23 protein-coding genes are annotated in these 21712 nt (G+C 63.8%); 12 read left to right on the top strand and 11 right to left on the bottom strand.

What is annotated here, in order from left to right; genetic code table 11:
- Positions 1-62: 62 nt before the first annotated feature.
- From paaA to paaE, 5 genes are read left to right on the top strand one after another with little or no spacing between them, the layout of a single operon-like run.
- The gene (paaA, locus tag PSUB009319_RS20260; protein ID WP_124383991.1) at positions 63-1082 is read left to right on the top strand and encodes a 1,2-phenylacetyl-CoA epoxidase subunit PaaA; all 1020 of its coding nucleotides are present in this window, start codon (positions 63-65) and stop codon (positions 1080-1082) included.
- A 19-nt stretch (positions 1083-1101) separates the two neighbouring features.
- Complete coding sequence (gene paaB / locus PSUB009319_RS20255; protein WP_124383990.1) at positions 1102-1389, top strand: 1,2-phenylacetyl-CoA epoxidase subunit PaaB; 288 nt, start codon at positions 1102-1104, stop codon at positions 1387-1389.
- A 9-nt stretch (positions 1390-1398) separates the two neighbouring features.
- Positions 1399-2199: a 1,2-phenylacetyl-CoA epoxidase subunit PaaC gene (paaC, locus tag PSUB009319_RS20250; RefSeq protein ID WP_124383989.1), complete on the top strand. Its 801-nt coding sequence runs from the start codon at positions 1399-1401 to the stop codon at positions 2197-2199.
- Complete coding sequence (gene paaD, locus PSUB009319_RS20245) at positions 2193-2705, top strand: 1,2-phenylacetyl-CoA epoxidase subunit PaaD (RefSeq protein ID WP_124383988.1); 513 nt, start codon at positions 2193-2195, stop codon at positions 2703-2705. The genes paaC and paaD overlap by 7 nt, the downstream gene beginning before the upstream one ends.
- Positions 2706-2726: 21 nt before the next feature.
- Complete coding sequence (paaE, locus tag PSUB009319_RS20240) at positions 2727-3821, top strand: 1,2-phenylacetyl-CoA epoxidase subunit PaaE (RefSeq protein ID WP_124383987.1); 1095 nt, start codon at positions 2727-2729, stop codon at positions 3819-3821.
- 19 nt (positions 3822-3840) lie between these two features.
- On the opposite strand, the gene PSUB009319_RS20235 is transcribed toward paaE, so the two are convergent.
- The 9 genes from PSUB009319_RS20235 to PSUB009319_RS20190 form a co-directional block, all read right to left on the bottom strand.
- Positions 3841-4461 carry a TetR/AcrR family transcriptional regulator gene (locus PSUB009319_RS20235; RefSeq protein WP_124383986.1) on the bottom strand — a complete coding sequence of 207 codons (621 nt, stop codon included), beginning with the start codon at positions 4459-4461 and terminating at the stop codon, positions 3841-3843.
- Positions 4462-4536: 75 nt separating this feature from the next.
- A complete protein-coding gene (locus tag PSUB009319_RS20230; RefSeq protein WP_260393064.1) occupies positions 4537-4767 on the bottom strand; it encodes an alpha/beta fold hydrolase in 231 nt (76 codons plus the stop codon).
- 85 nt (positions 4768-4852) lie between these two features.
- Positions 4853-5980 (bottom strand): acyltransferase, encoded by a 1128-nt coding sequence (locus PSUB009319_RS20225; protein WP_124383985.1) that lies wholly within the window; start codon positions 5978-5980, stop codon positions 4853-4855.
- 212 nt (positions 5981-6192) lie between these two features.
- A complete protein-coding gene (locus tag PSUB009319_RS20215) occupies positions 6193-6846 on the bottom strand; it encodes a GntR family transcriptional regulator (RefSeq protein WP_124383984.1) in 654 nt (217 codons plus the stop codon).
- Positions 6847-7074: 228 nt separating this feature from the next.
- On the bottom strand, positions 7075-8283 hold the full coding sequence (locus PSUB009319_RS20210; protein ID WP_124383983.1) for a porin: 1209 nt from the start codon (positions 8281-8283) through the stop codon (positions 7075-7077).
- Positions 8284-8353: 70 nt separating this feature from the next.
- Positions 8354-9706 carry a TRAP transporter large permease gene (locus PSUB009319_RS20205; RefSeq protein ID WP_124383982.1) on the bottom strand — a complete coding sequence of 451 codons (1353 nt, stop codon included), beginning with the start codon at positions 9704-9706 and terminating at the stop codon, positions 8354-8356.
- Positions 9707-9712: 6 nt separating this feature from the next.
- Positions 9713-10201 carry a TRAP transporter small permease gene (locus tag PSUB009319_RS20200; protein ID WP_124383981.1) on the bottom strand — a complete coding sequence of 163 codons (489 nt, stop codon included), beginning with the start codon at positions 10199-10201 and terminating at the stop codon, positions 9713-9715.
- 138 nt (positions 10202-10339) lie between these two features.
- Entirely contained in the window at positions 10340-11332 is a 993-nt protein-coding gene (locus tag PSUB009319_RS20195; RefSeq protein WP_124383980.1) for a TRAP transporter substrate-binding protein, read from the bottom strand.
- Between the two features lie 80 nt (positions 11333-11412).
- Positions 11413-13428, bottom strand: a complete 2016-nt coding sequence (locus PSUB009319_RS20190; RefSeq protein WP_124383979.1) for a glycoside hydrolase family 28 protein — start codon at positions 13426-13428, stop codon at positions 11413-11415.
- Positions 13429-13688: 260 nt separating this feature from the next.
- Between PSUB009319_RS20190 and PSUB009319_RS20185 the strand changes: the two genes are divergently transcribed.
- The 5 genes from PSUB009319_RS20185 (at position 13689) to PSUB009319_RS20165 (ending at position 18045) form a co-directional block, all read left to right on the top strand.
- Positions 13689-15281 (top strand): MFS transporter, encoded by a 1593-nt coding sequence (locus PSUB009319_RS20185; RefSeq protein ID WP_124383978.1) that lies wholly within the window; start codon positions 13689-13691, stop codon positions 15279-15281.
- An 80-nt stretch (positions 15282-15361) separates the two neighbouring features.
- Entirely contained in the window at positions 15362-15859 is a 498-nt protein-coding gene (locus PSUB009319_RS20180; protein ID WP_124383977.1) for a MarR family winged helix-turn-helix transcriptional regulator, read from the top strand.
- Between the two features lie 29 nt (positions 15860-15888).
- Positions 15889-16860, top strand: coding sequence for a magnesium and cobalt transport protein CorA (locus tag PSUB009319_RS20175; RefSeq protein WP_124383976.1), 972 nt, complete (start codon positions 15889-15891; stop codon positions 16858-16860).
- A 9-nt stretch (positions 16861-16869) separates the two neighbouring features.
- Entirely contained in the window at positions 16870-17445 is a 576-nt protein-coding gene (locus PSUB009319_RS20170) for a DNA-3-methyladenine glycosylase I (RefSeq protein ID WP_124383975.1), read from the top strand.
- Between the two features lie 54 nt (positions 17446-17499).
- Positions 17500-18045 carry an NADPH-dependent FMN reductase gene (locus PSUB009319_RS20165; protein WP_124383974.1) on the top strand — a complete coding sequence of 182 codons (546 nt, stop codon included), beginning with the start codon at positions 17500-17502 and terminating at the stop codon, positions 18043-18045.
- Between the two features lie 18 nt (positions 18046-18063).
- Here PSUB009319_RS20165 and PSUB009319_RS20160 read toward each other — a convergent pair whose 3' ends face one another.
- Positions 18064-19293 (bottom strand): MFS transporter, encoded by a 1230-nt coding sequence (locus PSUB009319_RS20160; RefSeq protein ID WP_124383973.1) that lies wholly within the window; start codon positions 19291-19293, stop codon positions 18064-18066.
- Positions 19294-19384: 91 nt separating this feature from the next.
- On the bottom strand, positions 19385-20266 hold the full coding sequence (locus PSUB009319_RS20155; protein WP_124383972.1) for a Rossmann-like and DUF2520 domain-containing protein: 882 nt from the start codon (positions 20264-20266) through the stop codon (positions 19385-19387).
- 171 nt (positions 20267-20437) lie between these two features.
- Between PSUB009319_RS20155 and yddG the strand changes: the two genes are divergently transcribed.
- Positions 20438-21370: an aromatic amino acid DMT transporter YddG gene (gene yddG / locus PSUB009319_RS20150; protein WP_124383971.1), complete on the top strand. Its 933-nt coding sequence runs from the start codon at positions 20438-20440 to the stop codon at positions 21368-21370.
- Between the two features lie 177 nt (positions 21371-21547).
- Complete coding sequence (locus tag PSUB009319_RS20145) at positions 21548-21703, top strand: DUF3309 family protein (RefSeq protein WP_004634893.1); 156 nt, start codon at positions 21548-21550, stop codon at positions 21701-21703.
- The last annotated feature ends 9 nt before the right edge of the window (positions 21704-21712 follow it).

The raw sequence follows: 21712 nt of genomic DNA, 5'->3' as shown, positions 1-21712 counted from the left end.
CATCCCAAACACGGTACGAACGATGTGCCGTGCACACGCCACGAAAGCGGCCGGAGGATCGCATGTACACCCAAAGCCTCGACCAGCCCGGTGGTCTGCCCACAGAGCAGGAACTGGCCGCCGCCTCTCAAGGCGATGCCGATTTGCAGGCGCGCTTCGATGCGCGCATTGGCGCCGACCACAAGATCGAGCCGCAAGACTGGATGCCCGCGCCGTATCGCAAGACGCTGCTGCGGCAGATTTCGCAGCACGCGCACTCGGAGGTGGTGGGCATGCTGCCCGAGGGCAACTGGATCAGCCGCGCGCCGTCGCTCAAACGCAAGGCCATTCTTCTGGCCAAAGTGCAGGACGAAGCGGGTCACGGCCTCTATCTCTATTCCGCCGCCGAGACGCTCGGCAGCTCGCGCGACGAGATGATCGACGCGCTGCATGCGGGGCGCGCCAAGTATTCATCGATCTTCAACTACCCGACACTCTCCTGGGCAGACGTGGGTGTGATCGGCTGGCTGGTCGATGGCGCGGCCATCATGAACCAGGTGCCGCTGTGCCGCTGCTCATACGGCCCCTATGCGCGCGCCATGATCCGCATCTGCAAGGAAGAGTCGTTCCACCAGCGCCAAGGCTACGAATCGTTGCTGACGATGATGGGCGGTACGCAGGCACAGCGCGACATGGTGCAGGAGGCCGTCAATCGCTGGTGGTTCCCGGTACTAATGATGTTTGGGCCGCCCGATACCGCGTCGCCCAACAGCGCGCAGACCATGGCCTGGGGCATCAAGCGCATTTCGAATGACGATCTGCGGCAGCGTTTTGTTGATGCGACTGTCGAACAGGCGCGCGTGCTGGGTGTGACGTTGCCCGACCCCGGCCTCACGTGGAATGAAGCGCGCGGCCACTACGATTTCTCACCGCTCGATTGGTCTGAATTCAAGCGCGTGCTCGATGGCCATGGCCCGTGCAACCGAGAGCGCCTTGCCACCCGCAAGCGCGCACATGAAGAAGGCGAGTGGGTGCGCGAAGCCGCGCTCGCCTATGCGCGCAAGCAGGCCGAACGCGCCACCGTTACCGAACAAGCTGCCTGAACCGGAAGGAGAGCCGACCATGCATCAACACGAATGGCCGCTGTGGGAGGTGTTCATCCGCAGCAAGCAGGGTCTGGAGCACAAGCATTGCGGCAGCCTGCACGCAGTAGACGCCAGGCAGGCGCTGCAGATGGCACGCGATGTGTACACACGCCGGCAGGAAGGCATCTCGATCTGGGTTGTGCCCTCGGCCGCCATCACCGCCAGCGAGCCCGACGACAAGCCCATGCTGTTCGACCCGATGGCCGACAAGATTTACCGGCACCCGACGTTCTACCGGCTGCCCGATGAAGTCAACCACATGTGAGCCGCGGTGATGACTTCCGACGCGCATCTGCAATACATTCTTCGTCTGGCCGACAACGCGCTCATCCTCGGCCAGCGCAATGCGGAATGGACCGGCCACGGCCCTGTGCTGGAAGAGGACATCGCGCTGTCCAACCTGAGCCTGGACTTGATCGGCCAGGCGCGGCTGCTCTACACGCACGCGGGGCAGATCGAAGGCGCACGTACAGGCACGCCGCGCACGGAGGACGACTACGCCTACTGGCGGACCGAGCCCGCTTTCTGCAACTACACGCTGCTCGAACTGCCGCATGCGGGGCCGATGGTCGCAACCTCGGCCGCAACACGCGACTATGCCGTCACCATCGTCCGGCACTTCCTGTATGCCGCGTTGATGGTGCCGCTGTGGGAGGCGTTGACCCGTTCGACCGATACCGAGCTGGCTGCCATTGCCGCCAAGTCGGTCAAGGAGATGCGCTATCACTTTGCCCATACGCGCGACTGGCTGGTGCGCTTCGGCGATGGCACGGAGGCATCGCATGCACGCGCCCAGGCCGCGCTGGATTGGCTGATGCCCTACACCAACGAATGCTTTGCCACCGATGCGGTAGAGAATGCGGTGGCGGAAGACGGCATCGGCGTGCGTCCGGCAGATTTGCGCGATGTATGGGAAGCCACGGTGCGCAATGCGCTGGACGAGGCCACGCTCACTTGGCCGGAGCCGGGCGCTTATGTCAGCACCGGCAAGCTGGGCGTTCACTCTGAACACATGGGCTATCTGCTGACGGAGATGCAGGGACTGGCGCGTCAATTCCCGGGGGCGTCGTGGTAAGCGAGCGGTTGAGCCGCGCACGTGCTGCGCTGGAAGCCGTGACCGATCCGGAGATTCCCGTGGTCACGATTGCCGAGCTGGGCATCCTGCGCGATGTGCACGTGGACGAGGCCGGCACGCTGGTGACAACCATCACGCCCACGTATTCGGGCTGCCCGGCCATGGGCCAGATTGCCGACGATGTGGGCCGCGCATTGCAAGCGGCCGAAGTGGGTGCGTATCGCGTGCGTTCGGTGCTGTCACCGGCGTGGACGACGGATTGGATCACCGCTGAAGGGCGCGCTAAGCTGCGCGCCTTTGGCATTGCACCGCCGGCGCATGTGGAGGCAGTGGGTGATGCACGCCCCATCCGGCTGACGCGTCCTGCGCGGGTCGCGCACGTTACGTGTCCGCAATGCGGATCGCACGACACCGCGCTCATATCCGCCTTCGGCTCGACGGCGTGCAAGGCGCTGTACCGCTGCCGCTCGTGCCATGAGCCGTTCGACTACTTCAAGCCCTACTAAGCCGCCACGGACGCGATCGCCATGACTCCGCAATTCCACCCTCTGCGCGTTGCCGAAGTGCGCGGTGAGACGGCCGACACGATTTCCGTGCGCTTTGACGTGCCGAACGATCTGCGTGATGCGTATCGTTTTACGCAGGGTCAATTCCTGACGCTGCGTGTGCCGTCCGGTCAGTTGCCCGGACAGGACGAACTGCGACGCTCGTATTCGATCTGCTGCGCCGTGCAGGACTACGACGCGCACGGCGAATTGCGCGTGGCAGTCAAGCGTGTTGATGCGGGCGTGTTCTCCAACCATCTGCACGACCGCATCCGCGTGGGCCAGACGCTTGACGTATTGCCGCCCGATGGCCGCTTCTACGTGCCGTTGGCCGCCGAAAGCGCGCGCCACTATGTTGCCTTTGCGGCGGGCAGCGGCATCACGCCTATCCTCTCGCTCATCAAGACCACGCTGGCCGCCGAGCCCCGCAGCCGCTTCACGCTGGTCTACGGCAACCGCAGCGTCGACAGCATCATCTTTGGCGAAGCGCTTGAAGATCTGAAAGACCGCTACCTCGATCGCTTTGCGCTGTATCACGTGCTGTCGCGCCAGGCGCAGGAGATTGCGCTGTTCAACGGCCGGCTCGATGGTGCGAAGGCGCATGCTTTTCTCGATACGCTGATCCTGCCCGACGATATTGACGCCGCGTTTATCTGCGGCCCGTCCACCATGATCGATGCTGTGGAGGCCGCGCTGCTCGAACGCGGTGTGCCGCGCGAGCGCGTGCACGCGGAGCGCTTTGGTGTGCCAGTCGGCGACGCGTCATCCAGGCCGCGCAAGCGCGCTGCGGTGGCAGGTGATGTGGCGCTGACCGTGGTGCTCGACGGCAAATCGCACGAGGTGCCGATGGCGGGTGATGCCAAGGTGCTCGACAGCGCGTTGAATGCCGGGCTTGATCTGCCCTATGCCTGCAAGGGCGGTGTGTGTTGCACGTGCCGCGCCAAGGTGCTGGAAGGCCGTGTGGAGATGGAGAAGAACTTCACGCTGGAAGATTGGGAGATCCAGCAGGGGTTTGTGCTGACCTGCCAGGCGCGGCCGCTGACGCAGCGCGTGGTGGTCAGTTACGACGAACGATGATGGGTGCTGAGCCTCAGCCTCAGCCTTTCTTGCCGTTCGGGCCGCCCAGCCCGTTCTCCAGCATCCCGATCACCATCTCGGCATAGCCCTCGTACGACAGCGGTCCGTCGGGTTTGAGCCAGGTGAACGTCCAGTTCATCATGCCGAACAGCATCATTGTGATGGGCGTGCGGTTGGCCTCGTCCACGCTGTCCGGGTAAGCCGCGCCGAGTCGCCGGCCCACGGCAGCCACCACGTCCCGCTCGCGTGCGAGCACGATGTCGCGCTGCTCGGGCGATAGGTATTTCACGTCATTGAGCAAGGCCACATGCCGCGTGCGCGAAGTGGCGTATTCCGCCAGGAATGTCCGGATCAGCAGATGCAGCGTAGCGCGGGCCGAGAGCCTGGCGTGGTGCGCGTCGCTCTCGGCGCGTTCAACCAGATCAGCAAGCCGCTTGGTGTAGCGGTCGAGCAGATCAAAGAGGATGGCTTCCTTGCCTTCGTAGTAGTGATATAGGCGTGATTTCGAGCCGCCGCACGCAGCGGCAAGCTGGTTCATCGACACGCTCGGGTAGCTGTCGGCCGCAAAGGCTTCGGCGGCGGTATCGAGCACGCTTTCGCGGCGCAGCTCGAATTCGTCTTCGTTCTTGACGCGGGACATGTCTGGCGGCACATCGATTGGATGGCCGTCATGTTAACCGGCGGGGTCCTGCCGTGTCGATGCTGACCCGATGCGTCAGGCCGTTTCCGGCACCGCGAGGAAATCCGGCACAGCCTCAAGAAACGCGTCCGGCTGCTCCACGTTGGCAAGATGCACGGTGTCCAGCATGCGCAACTGCGCGCCCGGGATGGCGGCGGCAATTTCCTCGCGGTGGCGGGCGGAGGGCACGGTGTCGTGCTGGCCGGCAATGACCGGCGCCGGTTGCTTGATCAGCGCGATGGTACGGCGCAGATTCGCATCGCGCACCGCAGTCCAACCGCCGAAACGCAGCGTTGTGCAGCAAGATCAACGTCACCACCCGGAAGAACAGCGTGTCGGCCAAGCGCGCCGTTCAAGGCTTCTGGGGGCCCAGGCGCGTGCGCCACGTGCGCTGGCGGTTGCGCATCCACTCGATGGTGCGGCGCCCCAGCGCGATGGACGGCAGCTCGACATAGCGATGCAGCAATGCAGCCAGCGCCAGCGTGAGCGCAACGTTGACGGCAAAGAGCATCAACTGCGTGCCGATCCATTCGGGCGCTAATCTGCCTACCAGTCGGTGCGTGGCTTCGATCACGCTCGGGTGCGCGAGGTACAGCGCGTACGACAGCTCGCCCAGCCACACTGCAACGCGCGGCACACGCAATTCGCCGCAATGCTCCATGGCCACCATGCCGATCAGCAACGCGCCTGCAGGCAGTCCGCGCGCAAGCAGATCGAACTTGGGAACCGGGCCCGCCACCGACATCGTGAACGCCGCCACGCCCACTGCCATCAGCACGCGCGCAAAGGCGGGTGTCAGGCGATGCCGATGTGCCGCATACAACCACGCCAGCCCTGCGCCAAGCAGGAATTCCAGCACGAGCGGGTTGGCTGCCATGGCTTGCAGCGGCGTGGCCCAGCCATATAGCGCTTCCGGATTGCGCTGCACGATGCCGCTGTGCCAGAACGGCACGATGATCGTCGTGGCGAACAATGCCAGTGCAACCAAGGCAAGCGCACGGCGGCCGAACACTGCCAGACCAATCGCACACAGCACGTAGAAGAACACCTCGTAGTTGAGCGACCAGCCGACATATAGCGCGGGATAGCCGAAGTACGGTGCATCCGCATTGGCCTGCGGCACAAACGCGAGCGAGGTGAGCAGCACGCCTGCCGACACCGGATTGAGCCACGTGGAATGCAGCACCGTCATCAGCCAGTAAGGCGGCGCCAGCCGGAAGGCGCGCTTGACGAGAAACTCGCCGGCGGGTTCCGGCCCCTTGGGGCCGAGAACGGCAACCCACGCAATGATGAAACCGCTGATGACGAAGAACACATCCACACCCACATGCCCGCGCTTGATCACATGCGTGGTCAGCCATGCAAGCGCAGGGATGTCGGCGTGGGCCAAGGCGAGCCCCGAGTGGTACACCACCACATACAGCGCGGCAAAGCCCCGCAGCGCCTGGATGCTCAGAAGGGAAGACGAAGACCGGTTCACACGGAGTGGACGGCACCAGCGCAACGGAGGTTCCGCCGCCGTCGCGTTATCGACAACTCAACCTGCTTAGCAAGCTGTGTGCCGCGTGGCTATTCCGGAGCCGCGCATTGGTCTGCGCGCTCCGGCAACAGGGCACGTTCCTGCCGGTTGTGTGTGAGTGCCGCAGCGCGTTCGTATTCCATGCGGGCCGCTTCTGTTCGGCCGCATGTGCGCTAAACGCTGAAATATTCCGGACGCAGCCGGCGCGTGATTTCCAGCACTGGCAGCACGTGATCCAGGTGCTCGCGCATGGCGCGCACGGCCCGTTTCGGGTTGTTGGAAGCGAGGGCATCGATCACGGCGCGGTGCTCGGCCAGCACCTCGGTCATGCGCCCTTCCAGGGGGAGTGTCAGCAGCCGGTAGCGGTCGATCTGGGTTTTGACTTCCAGGATGATCTGCCAGACGCCGGGGTAGCCCGACAGCTCGGCCAGCGTGGCGTGAAAGGCTTCATCGGTGCGGAAGAACCCGCGGCGGTTGCTCTCGCGCACGCATTGCGCTTGCCGTTCGAGCACGACGTTGAGCTTGTGGATGCCTTCCGGCGTCATGCGCTCGGCGGCTTTTTCGATGATGGCGACTTCCAGCGCGCCGCGCACGAGCATCGCTTCTTCCAGTGTATTGAGCGGAATGCGCGAGACGAAGGTGCCGACGCGTGCCTGGACTTCGATCAAACCCTCTTCCGCCAACCGCTGGACAGCCTCGTGAACGGGGGTGCGGCTGGTGCCGAATTCTTCTGCAAGATCCTTCTCGACGATGCGCGTTCCGGGCAGCAGTTCCATCTCGACAATCCGCTCGCGCAGGCTCAGATACACGCGTCGGGCGGCGGTCATGGTGGCCTCGTCCTCAGCGGGCGAGGGGAAAGGGCGCGAAGTCATACAGCTCGCAACGAGTTGGGGTGGTAGAGGAAGGGATCGCAACGGCGCGGCCTGAGATTGTCGATGCGGTCAGAGACCAAAGGGCAGCGCGGGCACCATGATAGCGGCAAACTCCGCGCCCTTGAACTGAGGTGAACCCGGGCTCGGCGTCCAAGCGAAAGCAGTGCCCGGCGCTCAAACCGGTCAGAACCGGTGAATCATGCCGACAGCCACGGTCAGCTGCGACCCGGTTGCCGACGGCGCACCGTTCTGGCCGTCACCGATGGACGCGGTGGCATCGATGATGCTGCCCGTGGGCGAGATCGTCTTACCCTTTGCCTTCTGATAGGCCTCCAGCACGTACAGGCCCGTGCGTTTGGAGAAGCTGTAGTACTGCGACAGGTTGAACTGGTGATACGTGGCTGCATCGGCAATGCCGTTGGCCTTGGTGGCGCGCGTGTACGAATAGCCGGCCGCCAGATCCAGCGTCGGTGTGGCCTTGTAGTGCAGCACGGCGCCGCCGGTATTGAAGATCGCCTGGGTGGCGAACTTGGAGTTCACGCCCGGGATGTACTGCACGTTGGAGTACGACACCGATACGTCCCACGCTGGCGAGAAGGTGTACGAACCGAGCACGGCAAAGCGCTGTTGCGCAGCCGCCAGCTGGTAGCCGGCGTTGATGGCCGACACCGCAGGTTCACTGCCGTTGTTGGACAGTGACGAGTTCGCGCCCCACGCACCGCCGCCCACTGTCGAGTTGTTCACGCGCATGAAACCCGCGCCAACGCCAACCGGGCCATTGGCATAGCGCGCGGCAAAGCTCCAGGTGGAACCGTTGCCCGCGCTGCCCGGTGTTTCGCCCATGCCGTAGGAGCCGCTGAACGTCACACCGCCCAGCGTGGGCGACGTGTAGACGATGGCATTGTTGACACGGTAGTTCGTGTCGAGCGAGTCGATATCGCCGGGATGCGCGCCGTAGAAGCCCGTCAGCCAGTTGATCGGGCTGTACGGGGCCAGGATCGAGAAGTAGGCCGTGTACTGGCGGCCCAGCGTGACGGCGCCCAGGTCACGATTGGTCAGGCCAACGAAGGCCTGGCGGTTGAACATCAGGCCCGAGACCGATTGCGAGCCCGTATCACCGTTAAAGCCTTCCTCAAGCACGAACTGCGCGCTGTTGCCGCCGCCCAGGTCTTCGTTGCCCTTGAAGCCGAAGCGGCTGCCCGACCAGATGCCGCTGTTCTGCTTGACGACCGAATGGCCATTCGAGGTGGAGCCGACCGAGGTCTGGTTGCTCTGATACCCGATCGACACATCGATGTTGCCGTACAGCGTGACGCTGCTCTGCGCATAGACCGATCCGGCCACACCCCCCGTGAGCGCGATCGCTGCCGCGATTGCTACTTGGCTCTTCATGATGACTCCTTCCTTGATGTCGCAGCCATGGCTGCATGTTGGTTATTCGTTAGCGATGCATTGGAGCGGCTCAATACACCGGATGCCCGTTGATCACGCTCGGCAGCCAGGTCGAGAAGAACGGCATGTACGTCACCACGTTGATGGCGGTGAAGATGGCGAGGTAGTAGGGCCAGGCGATCTTGGTGGTCTCGCCGATGGAGACCTCGCCGATCGCGCAGCCGACAAACTGCACCGAGCCGATGGGCGGATGCACCAGGCCCAGCGAGCAGTTGAGCAGCAGCATGATCCCGAACTGCACCGGGCCGACGCCGCAATGCATGGCCATGGGCAGGAACAGTGGCGTGGTAATCAGGATGTGCGCCGCCATGTCGACAAACGTGCCGAGGAACACCTGCAGGATGTTGATGTAAAGCAGCATCAGCCACGGTGCAGCGCTGGTCTGTGTGAGCATCTGCTCGATGGCGTCCGGAATCTCCAGATAGGCCATCTGGAAGCGCAGCATGTTCGAGACGGCAATCAGCAGCAGCACCACGCCAGTGGTCTTGGCAGCGTGCGCGAGTGCGCGGCGGAACTTGACCCACGTCATCGAGCGATAGACAAGCACCGTCAGACACAGCGAATACGCCACCGCAATGGCGGCGGCTTCTGTGGCGGTGGCAATGCCCATGGCCACGCACACCAGGATCAGCGCGATCACCATCAGCCCCGGTACTGCGCCCACAAAGGCACGTGCCACGGCAAACCAGCCAGGGAAGGGCGGCAACTCGGTCGAGCCATCGGCGCGGCGCGGGAAACCGTAGCGCTTGGCTTGCCAGTAGGCGGCGATCAGCACGAAGCCCATGACCCACAGCACCGGCAGCAGACCGGAGAACAGCAGATCGCCAATCGACACGCCGCTCACCTGCTGGCCGTTGAGCGAGCCCACGATGCCCTGCGCCGCAAAGGCGTAGATGATCATGTTGGTGGAGGTTGGCATCAGCGCCCCGGCCAGCGAAGCGTGCGTGGTCACGTTCACGGCGTAGGCCGCGCTGTAACCCTCGCGCTTCATCAGCGGGATCACCACGCCGCCCATGGCCGACGTGTCAGCAGTGGGCGAGCCCGACACGCCGCCGAACAGCGTGCAGGCCACCACGTTGGCCATGCCCAGGCCACCGCGGAAGTGCCCCACCAGCGATTGCGCGAAGCGCAGGATGCGGTCTGCAATGCCGCCGTGCAGCATCAGCTCACCCGACAGAATGAAGAACGGCACGGCCAGGAACGAGAACGCGTTCATGCCCGAGATCATCGACTGCATGGCGGTGGCCGCGGGCAGGCCCTCGTGCAGATACGTCAGTACGCATGACAGGCCGAGCGCGAACGAAACCGGTACGCCCAGCAAAAGAAACGCCAGAAAACTGACGGAAAGAATGGCGAGATCCATGGTGACTTAACTTGCGTCTTGCGCGAACAGCCCGATCAGGCGTTCGAGGGCGAACAGGGCGATGGCCACACTGGCCACGATAGGAATCCAATAGCGAACCGCTTCAGGCAGACCGAGGATGGGAATGCGGTCACCGAACGTGGTCTCGGCCATGTCAAAGCAGCCGATGAAGATCACCCCGGCAAAGGCGATCAGGCACAGCTTCTGCAACACGTGCGCGGCGCGCTTGCCGCCTGCGGGCAGGCGTTCAACAAAGGAATCCAAGCCGATATGGCCGCCTTCGCGCACCTTGAGTGCGGCACCGAACATGGCAATGGCCACCACCATGAGCAGGGCGATGGGTTCAACAAAATCCGGCGCGTTGTTGAAGACGTAGCGCATGACCACGCCGTAGAAGACGAGCACGGTCAGCGTGGCCAGGCATAACGCGGCCACAAGCGTGAGCACGAGCGCAAACGCATCGTTTGTGCGCTTGAGTAAGGACATCGATTGCATGCTGAACCTGGAGGGGAGCGCGGTATCGGGAGGGCGGGCAGGCGGGGCCGGTTGCTACCAACGGTGCACATCGGCAGCCTGCCCGGCGCAAGGTCCGCGGGAAAGGCGCAGGCCCTGCGCTTGAGCGGCGATGCAGGCTTATTTGGTGGCCACGATTGCGTTGACGATGTCCTTCATCTGCGCCGTGGTCTCGTACTTGGTCCAGAGCGGCTGCATGGCCTTGACGAAGGCGGCGCGGTCAACCTGCGAAGCCGGCACGATGGTGGCGTTGCCCTTGGTCACGGTTGCTGTGGCGGCCTGCTCGCGCGCGGTCCAGAGCTTGACGTAGTACGGCACGGAATCGGCAGCGGCCTTGCGGATGGCGGCCTGCTCTTGCGGCTTGAGCGTGTCCCAGATTTTCTTGGAGAACACCAGCACTTCCGGCGTCATTGCATGTTGCGTTTCAGAGTAGACCTGTGCGACTTCAAAGTGCTTGGTTTCCTCATACGACGGGATGTTGTTTTCCGCCGCATCCACCAGGCCCGTCTTTAGGCCCGTGTAGACCTCGCTGAAGGGCATCGGCGTGGGCGTGCCACCCATGGCCCTGATCTCGTCGACCATCAGGTCCGACGGCTGCACGCGGATCTTCACGCCCTTCATGTCTGCCGGCGTGTGGATCGCTTTCTTGGCGTAGATCGAGCGCGCGCCGCTTTCATAGAACGTGAGTGCGACGAAGCCCTTGGCAGCAAACGCGTCGAGGATCTTCTGGCCGACCGGGCCGTACATCACCTTGCGGAAGTGCTCGATGTCACGGAACAGGAAGGGCAGAGAGGGGATGACCGATTCCGGCACGATCTCGTTGAAGGCCGCGCCGTTGGCACGCACCATGTCGATTGCGCCGATGCGTACCTGATCGATGGTGTCTTTCTCGGAGCCCAGCGCGCTGTTGCCGAACACCTTGACGGAGTCTTTGCCGTCGGTCGCCTTCTTGATTTCCTCCCCCATGAACTTGACGGCCATGTTGGTCGGGTAGGTGTCGCCGTGCACGTCGGCAACGCGGAAGGTGCGCGCTTGCGCTGCGCCGCTTGCGAAGGCGGAAAGCAGAGCAGCAAACAGCAAAGAGGAGCGGGCGATGGCGGTAGGTCGTTTCATGATGGATGTGTTGGCAGCAAGGTCGGAATAAAAAGGGCGCTGGCCAGCCGAGCCAGCCGAGCGCGAAGGAGGCAGATGACTCAGCGGGCGTCGGTCACGGTGGTGTTGAAGGTCTGGCCACCGATCACCACGTTCTGCAGCGTGATGTCGCGCACGTTGTAGGCATAGATCGGCCCCGGCGTAGTGGCGCTTGCCGGGCCGGCTGCCGTGGGCGTGCCGAAGTTGCAGTTCGAGATCGTCACGCCTGTGATGGGCGCCACGGTGGGCGCAGGCAGCGTGCCGTTGTAGTCGAACGCCACGGGGCCCTGCGCAACGATGGCTTGAAAGCAGGAGCCCGTCAGGCCGCCGGTTGTCACGTTGCCGGCCGTCACGTTGGAGATGTTCACGTTCTGCACCAGCGCCGGCCGCGTGCGGATGGCGTCCGCTGCCGGCTGGTAATCGCAGTCGAACGTGATCAGGCCGCCTTGCGATGCCGACGGGTTTGCTGCGGTGGCAGTCACCACGCCCAGCGGCACCGTGCTGTTGACGGGGCTGCCCGCCAGCATCTTGCTGCCGTAACCGGCGCCCGTCAGGTTCACGCCGTTGGGCAGGCTGACGTTGGTCACATAGAAGTTTTTCACGAACCCGCCGCGGTTCATGTTCGTCTTGATGCGGATGGCGATGTTCAGCGAGTTGGTCGCCCAGAACTGGTTGAGCATCGCCAGATTGCGTGCATAGATGTTCTGCACGCCGCCGCCCATTTCGCTGCCCAGCGTGATGCCGCCATGGCCGCTGTTCATCGTGCAGTTCTGGATGACGTGGTCTTGCGCCGGGCCATAGCCGGTGTCGAGATTCTTGCCGGACTTGATGGCGATGCAGTCGTCGCCCGTGTTGAAGGTGACGTTTTCGCACAGCACGTTGCTGCAGGCATCCGGGTCGAAGCCGTCATTGTTGGGGCCGATGCTGTCGACCGTCACGCCACGGATGACCACGTTCGTGCAGTGCACCGGGTGGTGCTGCCAGAACGGCGTGTTGATCGTGCGGTAGTTCTCCATCAGCACGTTCGTGCACCCGATGAACTCCACCATGCAGGGGCGCAGATAGTGTCCGAGCCCGAAGATGCGCTTTTCCACCGGCACGCCAGCTTCGGACAGTGCGGGCAGGTAGTTCTGGTCTTGCTGCCAGGGCGTTGCCGGGTTGGTAAGCAGCGTGTAAAGCGCGCTCGGAATGCCCGGCACCGCGGTCTGCAAGTCCACGTTGTTGGGGTTGCTGTAGGCCTGCGACGGCGTGCTTGAACTGGCGCAGCCATAGGCGCCGTTGGTGCCCTTGAAGGTCCACCAGCAGGTGCTGGTGTTGCCTGTGCCAGCAAACGGCGTCATGGCCTGGCCGTTGAGCACCGAGGTTGACCCTTCGCCTGTCAGTGCGATGTTGCTGGCGTTGCGTGCATAGATGGGCGAGCCGTAGTTCAGGCAATCGTCGGCTTGCCAGCGGCTGTAGAAGAGCTTGCCGTTGGTGCCGCAATCGACCGGGCCATCCTTGGCGTAGTCAGCCGGATCGACGCTGAAGTAGATCGTGCAGTTGGCGCTCAGGTGGAAGTTGACGTTGCTCTGGAGAACGATCGGCCCAGCGCAATACCACGTACCGGCGGGCACCACCACGCGGCCGCCACCTGCCGCATTGCATGCGGCAATTGCAGCCAGGAATGCGCGGCGTGAGTCGAACGCGCCCGTGGCCTGCGTGGCGCCAGCGCCGGAACTGACAGGCGATTTGGCCGGATCGGTATAGGGGCTCGTCTGCGCAATCACGCCGCACGGCTGCGCGCCAAACGCCTCGACCTGGAAATCGACAGCCGGAAACGCGCTCTGCGCAACGCCCTGCAGTGACGAAATGATGGTGGTGGCCGCGCCATTCGCACCCCAGATCGGGTCCGCCTGCACGGGCGCCGTGGGAGCCGTGGCAACCGGTGCTGCGGCGTCGTCGGAACCGCCGCCACAGGCGCTCACCAGCGCCCCGCCAACCACGGCGCCGCCATAGCCTAGAAAGGCACGTCGCGACGGATTGTGCGGGGCGCGGGCATCAGGTGCCTGCCGCCGCCGGTTACGAAAGGGTGCGCTCATGGGTCTCCTCTTTTGGTTTTTCTCTGACGTGTCGACCTGACAGCGAACTGCTGAATCAGTACACGCCTTTTGATATATCAGAATTTATTGATTGATATATTAGAGGTCAAGGGCGGGTTTTCCCGTCCCCCCCGATCCGCTGGGCTGCAACGTCTGCCGCAGACCGGCTGACAACAGCCAGCAGCGTTTTCAGACTTCGGCTACACTGATAGTTGACGCATCAATCGTTGATGTATCATTTGTCTTCCCGCCGCTCCGCCATGGCCGTCCACACCGCGCTACCGCACTCCCATACTCAGGTTCTGCCGTTCAAAGAATCGCTCTTGGCGATGATCGGCATTTGCTTTGTCGTTGTTCTGGTGGCGTTTGACCAGACCGTGGTCGGCACCGCGTTGCCAACGGTGGTGGCCGAACTGAAGGGCTTTGAGCTGTATGCGTGGGTGGCAACGTCATATCTGCTGACGTCGGTGGTGACGGTGCCAATCTTCGGCCGCCTGGGGGATTTTTATGGGCGCAAACCGTTCGTGATTGCGTCCATCGTGGTGTTCACGCTGGCGTCGGTCATGTGCGGCATGGCGGGCAGCATGACGTTCCTGGTGTGGTCGCGTGCGCTGCAGGGCATTGGCGGCGGCATGCTGGTCGGCACGGCTTACGCGTGCATTCCTGATCTTTTTCCCGATGCGCGTGTACGTTTGCGCTGGCAGGTCATGCTGAGTGCCTCATTCGGTATCGCCAACGCGATTGGCCCGACGCTGGGCGGGTGGATGACGCAGGCGTTCGGCTGGCGCTCGGTCTTCTACGTGAACATTCCGTTTGGCATGCTGGGGCTGTGGTTTGCCTGGCGCTTTCTGCCGCATCTGCGCCAGAACCTGCATGCCGGGCGTATCCGGCTGGACTGGCAGGGCGCGGTGTTGATCACGGTGGCACTCGGCACACTGCAGTTGTTTGTGGAGTGGCTGCCGCGGCATGGCCTGTCGCTGGCGTTGTTCGGTTGGCTCGTGCTGTCGGCCGCGGCGTTTGTGGCGCTGTGGTGGTGGGAGCAGCGTGCCGAGCAGCCGCTGCTGCCGTTCGACATGCTGCGCAATCCGTCGCTGGCCGCGCTGTTCATGCTGGCGCTGCTGTCGGGCTTCTCGATGTTTGCCGTGCTGTTTTACGCGCCGCTGCTGTTCCAGGGCGGCTTTGGCATGTCGCCGCAGGAGGCCGGTCTGGTGATAACGCCACTGGTGGTGTGCATCACGCTGGGCAGCATCATCAACGGGCGTATCGTCACGCGCATTCCTCAACCCAACGCCATGCTGTATGCCGGGTTTGCGTTGCTGACGGTGGCGGTGGCCGGCATGTCGGTGTCGTCCAAGGGCATGCCGCACGCGATGCTGACGCTGCTGATGCTCCTGGCCGGTCTGGGCCTCGGTTTTGTGCTGCCCAACCTGACCGTGTTTGCACAGCAGACGGCCGGGCGCGCGCATCTGGGTATTGCCACGGCGCTGCTGCAATCGCTGCGTATGGTGGGTGGCATGGTCGGCACAGCGCTGGTCGGCACGCTGGTGAGCGAGCGCTATGCGTCGGGAGTGGGAAACGCATTGAGCGCTGACAACGCGACCCAGTGGCTGCACCAGCTTGCCGATCCCGAAATTCTCATCGATCATGACGCGCAAGCCGGCTTGCTCTCGCAGTTGCATGCTGCCGGCCATGACGGCGCGGCGCTGCTTGAAGCCGCGCGGCATGTGCTGGTGAGCGCCATCCATATCGGCTTGATCGTAGCGACGGTGGTGGCGCTGGTCGGCCTCTGGTATGTGCGCCGGGTGCCGCCGGTGGTGCTGCACCATGTTGAACCTGTGCAACACACTGAATAAGCGCCAAATACGCTGAATGGGCACCCACAAGCCGGAACGGTTAGGATGCGCGGTTCCCCAGCAATCTCAGCCCCTGATCGATGACTTCTGAACGCGAACGCTTCGCCGTCATGCACCAGTTCGGCCGCACCTACCGTGCGTTCATGGCCGCCTTCGAGGCGCATGTCGGCCAGCCGATGCCGCGCTGGCGCATCCTGCTCGCGCTGCACGACAACACGGGCGGCGGCATGGCCCAGAAGCAGCTTGCCGAACGTCTGCAGATGGACCCGGGCGCGCTGACCCGCCAGCTCAAGGTGCTCGACCAGCTTGGCTGGATTGAGCGCACCACTGACGCACGCGACAACCGCCTGACCAACGTGTCGCTGTCCGACGCTGGCGTGGCCATCGTGCTCGATTGCATGCCGCGCCGCATCGCCTTCGTCAATGCCACGCTCGACGGGCTGCCCGACGATCTCATTCATGCGCTGTCTCAAGCGCTGGCGCAAATCGAGACGCGCCTGTCCGAAGTGCCTGCGCTGGCCGCAGCGGTATCTACCCCATCCGATATCAAGCCCGCAGATCAGCCCGCAGACCGCTAATGCGCGCTGAATGCGTTCCGGAGACAACCATGTCCATGGTGATCAACAGCGCGCTGTACCGCAACGGCAAGCGCGAGCGTGACCTTTCCGTCGAGGCCGTCAGCGACGTGCTGCACACGCCGGGCTCGTTTGTCTGGCTGGGTCTGCACGAGCCGGACAACGCCATGCTCGACCGCGTGCAGGAAGAATTCGGGCTGCACGATCTCGCCATTGAAGACGCGCGCAACGCGCACCAGCGCCCGAAGCTGGAGGTGTACGGCGACGTGCTCTTCATCGTGCTCAATACCGCGCAGATGGAAAACGGCAACGTGCTGTTTGGCGAGACGCATCTGTTTGTCGGCAAGGACTTCCTCGTCTCTGTGCGACATGGGCCGTCGGCGTCGTATGCGCCGGTGCGCGAGCGCTGTGAGCGATCGCCGCAACTGCTGGCCAAGGGTGCGCCGTTTGCGCTGTACGCGGTGATGGATTTCGTGGTCGATAACTACCAGCCCGTGCTTGAGCGCATGCAGGAAGAGTTCGAGCACATCGAAAGCCAGATCTTTGGCGACACGTTTGACCGAGCGGCCATCGAGCGGCTCTACATGCTCAAGCGCCAGTTGCTGCGCCTGCGCAACGCCGCGCTGCCGGTGGAAGACATTGCTGGCCAGCTCGTACGGCTGCACGAAGACGTGGTGCCCAAGGAGCTGCGCGCGTACTTCCGCGACATAGCCGACCATGCGCACCGGGTGGTGGGCGCGCTTGATGTGATTCGAGAAATGCTGACCACGGCCATCTCTGTGAATGTGGCGCTGGTGTCGGTCACACAGAACGATATCGTCAAGCGCCTGGCAGGGTGGGGCGCTATCCTGGCGATCCCGACCGTGGTGTTCAGCAACTACGGTATGAACTTCAAGGGCATGCCGGAGCTGGAGCATCCGGCGGGGTATCCCATCGTGCTGGCGTGTACGGCCACCGCTTGCGTGTGGCTGTATTGCAAGCTGCGCAAGTCGGGCTGGATCTAGGAGGCAAGAATGGCGCGCTGCTGCTGGGCGGGCGAAGACCCGCTGATGATCGAGTATCACGATACCGAGTGGGGCGTGCCCTCGCACGATGATCGTCACCTCTACGAGATGCTTATCCTCGAAGGTGCGCAGGCGGGGTTGTCGTGGCAGACCATCCTGCGCAAGCGGGCGCGCTACCAGGCGTTGTTCGAGGGGTTTGACGCAGCACGCGTGGCACGCTTCACGCCGGCACGCATTGAAAAGCTGCTGGCCGACCCCGGCATCGTGCGTAACCGCGCCAAGGTGGAGAGCGCCGTCACCAATGCACGCAAGGTGCTGGAACTGCAGGAAGAGCTTGGTTCGCTCGATGCGTTCCTATGGAGCTTCGTCGACGGCAAGACCATCGTTAATCGGTGGGATAGCTACCGCGATGCGCCTGCTGCTACCGATGCATCGAAGGCGATGAGCAAGGCACTGGTGAAGCGCGGCTTCAAGTTCGTCGGCCCCACCATCTGCTACGCCTTCATGCAGGCCACCGGCATGGTCGATGATCATGAAGGCGGTTGCTTCCGCGCCGGCAAAGCCAAGCGCGATGCCTCTTTTTGATGGAGCGAATGTCCGCTATTCTCGCCACTCCCAACCTTGACGGAGTCGTTCTTCATGTCGCTCAATTTTCTCGGCATTGCCGGTAGCCTGCGCCGAAAATCCACCAACCAGGGCCTGCTGCGCGCGGCGGCCACCCGGCTGCCCGCCGGCGTTGAAATGGATCTGGCCGACCTGACGGATATTCCGTTCTACAACGCCGACATCACGGACAAGCCGGCCTCGGTGCTGCGCGTGTTCGAGCAGATGAAGCGCGCCGATGCACTCGTGCTGGCTTGCCCCGAATACAACTACTCGCTGGCGCCGGCGCTGAAGAACATTCTCGACTGGGCCTCGCGCGAACCGGACAACGCGCTGCTGGCCGGCAAGCCGGTCGCGATCCTGGGTGCGGGCGGTGGCATGGGTACGTCGCGCGCGCAGTACCACCTGCGTCAGGTGTGCGTGTATCTGGATCTGCATCCACTGAACAAGCCGGAAGTGTTTGCCAACGCGTTTGCCGGCGGTTTCACGGCCGATGGTGATCTGACTGACGAGCGCATCGCCGGCCTGATCACCGAGCAGATGCAGGCGCTTGCCAACTGGACCTTGAAGCACAAGGCTTGAGCACAGCCTTGACAGCGTTCACTCGCCGGCGTGCAGCGTGCGATTGCGCCCGGCGAGCGATCCCATCACGATGGACGCCAGCGCAATCGCGCTGAAGAGCCACCCCATCACGGCCCAACTGCCGGTCAGGTCGTGCAGCACGCCCATGAGATACGGCCCCGCTGCTGCCATGGTGTAGCCAATGCCCTGCGTCATGGCCGACAGGCTGGCCGCCACCCGCGCATCGGCCGAGCGCAGCACGATCAGCGACAGCGCCACGCTGAAGTTGCCGCCCTGGCCCAGCCCCAGCAGCACCGCCCACCACCACAGCGTTGAGAGTGGCGCGTAAAGGCAGCCTATCAGGCCGGCCCAGCACATCAGCATCATCAGCACGACGGCGGGGCGTTGGTCCTGGCCAAGGCGTGCCACGAACGGCCCGCCCAGCGCGGTGATGAGCTGCACGAGAACCGACACCGCCACCACCACACCCGACTGCACCGCTGACAGCCCACGGTCTTGCAGGATCACCGGCAGCCAGCCGAACACGCAATACGCCAGCGACGATTGCAGGCCCATGTGCAGCGTCACCTGCCAGGCGATCGGCTTGTTCCAGAGCGACACGCGTTCGAGCCGCATTGCCGCACCCTTGCCGTGCGCATGCCGCATGTGTGGCCACCAGCCGATAAAGGCCAGCAGCGCCGGCAGCGCCCAGAACGCGAGCGCCGGTTGCCATCCGCCCAGCCATGCCGACAGTGGCGCGCTCGCGCCGGCTGCCACCGCTGCACCAAAGCACAGCGCCATGGTGTAGACGCCGGTCATCAGGTCGGCCTGTCGGCCAAAGTCTCGCTTGACGATGCCCGGCAGCAGGATGCCCGTCACGCCAATGCAGGCACCCGCCGCCAGTGTGCCGATGAACAGCGGTGCGACGCCGCCCGCGCTGCGCAAGGCAATGCCGGCCGCAAGTGCGATCAGCAAGCCGCCTACCGCGCGTTCTGCACCGAAGCGACGGGCCAGCACCGCTGCCGCCGGCGCAAACACCCCCAGGCATAGCACCGGCAATGTCGTCAGCAGGCCCGCGGTGGCGCCCGACAACCCAGTGCCTGCCGCCACCTGCTTGAGCACGGGCGACAGGCTCGACAGCGCCGGCCGCAGGTTTACGCCCACCAGCACCAGACCGGCCACGAGCAGGCCCAGCGCGCCGGCCGAGCGGTGTTCAGTGGCGGAATGCGTGGTGGCAGAGGGTTGCGGAGACTGCGGTAATTGGGACATGGCGGAGCAGGCTTGCGGGCAAATTTTCGATTGTAGGGTGCGTGCCGGTTTGGCGCTCGCGCGTAGCCCGATCCCAATGATGCCGATACCGTTATTGCTGACGGTCCACACGTGCGGCAAGCTCAGCCAGCACATCGGCGGAAGGTGCGCCGCGTTCGGCCGCCAGAGCAAGTGCGCGTCGCGTAAGCGCGGAGTACAGCGCAGCATGATCCGCGCCGAGTGTGTTGAGCGCGTGCAGGTGTTTGTCAATCACCCCGCCGTCGCCGCGTGACACCGGGCCAGCCAGTGCGCCAGCCAAGCCACGTGCACGGGCTGCGGCCAGCGTGCCTTCCACCAACGGCCACATGGCGGCAACGGCGGCATCGCGGTCGATGCCTGCGGCTTCCCACAGGGTAGCCGCTTCGTGCAGTACGCATAGCAGGAAGCTCGCCGCGTAGTTGGCGCCCGCATGATAGAGCGCGCGTTGCCCGGCACGTACCTGCAGCGGCATGCAGCCGAGCCGCGACGCAAAGCTGGCGAGTGCCGCGTCGTGCGGGGCATCGGCATCGATGGCTATGGATGCACCACCCAGCCGCTCGGCATCATCCGGCAAACCGGCAAAGAGAAACAGCGGGTGGAAGCTGGCCGTGTCCGCCCCCGCCTGATTTGCCGCGCTCAGCACGTCGCGTTCCCCTGCGCCGCTGCAATGGAGTACAAGCTGCCCAGGGCGCCAGCGCACGTTGCTGACCACACGTGGGATGGCGTCGTCCGGCACTGTCACGAACACCCAGTCGGCGGCGTCCGCCACGCCTTGGGCATCGACGGCCCTGGCGCCGGTCACTTGCGCGAGCCACGCGGCGGGTTCCGGTGAGCGGTTGGCCACTGCCACTGTGCGGATGCCCGCGTTGTGTGCCCGCGTGGCGAGCGCCCGGGCCAGCCGACCCGCGCCAATCCAGCCTACCGACACCGGTGTTTCGATCGCAAAAGACGTCATGCCAAATCTCTGTTCTGAATTGTCCGAATCTTATAGCGGAGCGGTGTTTGGGAACCACGGTGCAGCATCCTGGGGGTGTGACGGGTACACTGCTCGCCTTCGCCCGCCAGTGTTGGACTGGCCGTGCGCGAGCAGTTTTTTCAGACAGGCAGGTCAGTGCAGGCAGGCGTTATGCAAAGCAAGAGCAGGGCAACACTCATCGGGCTCATCGCGGTGCTGCTGTGGAGTTCGATCGTCGGATTGATCCGTGGCGTGAGCCAGAACCTGGGCGCTGTGGGCGGCGCTGCCATGATCTATTCCGTCGCGTCGGTGTTGCTGCTGTTTTCCGTCGGCTTCAGCAGCCTGAAGGCGTTTCCGCGGCGCTATCTGGTGTGGGGCAGTCTCCTGTTCGTATCGTACGAGCTGTGCCTTTCGCTTTCGATCGGCTACGCCAACAGCGGCCGGCAAGCGATTGAGGTCGGGATGGTCAACTACCTGTGGCCGACCTTCACGATGCTGTCGGCCATCGCGTTCAACAAGCAGCGCGCGAACGCTCTGATCGTTCCGGGCGCTTTGATCTCCATTCTGGGGATCGGTTTGGTGCTTGGCGGTGACCAGGGGCTGGATCTCGCCGGCATGGCCGCGAACGTCGCAGACAACCCGCTCAGCTACGGATTGGCTTTCACGGGTGCAATGATCTGGGCTGCGTATTGCACGGTTACCAACCGCATCGCCGAGGGTAAGAACGGCGTCACGTTGTTCTTCATGTTGACGGCGCTCGCCCTGTGGATCAAGTTCTTCGCCACCGGCGGTGGCGCGATGCACTTCAGTATCTCGGCAGTCGTCTACCTTGCGTTGGCCGCTTCCGCGATGGGGTTCGGCTACGCGGCGTGGAACGTCGGCATCCTGCACGGCAATGTCACAGTCTTGGCCGGGGCGTCCTACTTCATTCCCGTGTTGTCGGCCGCGCTGGCGGCTGCGCTGTTGCATGCGCCGCTCTCGTTCGCGTTCTGGAAGGGCGCATCGATGGTGGTTGCGGGCTCGATCCTGTGCTGGCTCGCCACACGCGGTCAACGCGCACGCGCCCAATCGTCGCCGAAGCGTTCTCAGGCGCCGACAGACTAAGACTAAAGGGCCGGCCACGGTCCCACGGTCCGGTTTGCAGCGATATTTCGCAATTAACCGCCAGATTTTCCATCAAGCAGCAGATGTAGCCTCCACGGGAACGGGGCGTGCTAGATGCGGGGTAAGCCGCTGCGCCAGCTATGGCGGCGGCATACCAACACCGAATCAGGAGGCATCATGTTGAGCACCATTCTCATCATTGTTCTGATCTTGTTGCTGATCGGCGCACTGCCGTCGTGGCCCTACAGCCGTGGCTGGGGCTACGGGCCCACGGGCGGGCTTGGGCTGATTGTGGTGATCGTCGTCATCCTGGTGCTGCTGGGCTATATCTGACACCGGCGT

It is taken from the genome of Ralstonia sp. SET104 (assembly GCF_003851545.1).
In the GTDB taxonomy this organism is placed as follows: domain Bacteria; phylum Pseudomonadota; class Gammaproteobacteria; order Burkholderiales; family Burkholderiaceae; genus Ralstonia.
Note: the sequence above shows the minus strand (reverse complement) of the source record. Positions and strands in the feature narration are given on the sequence as shown.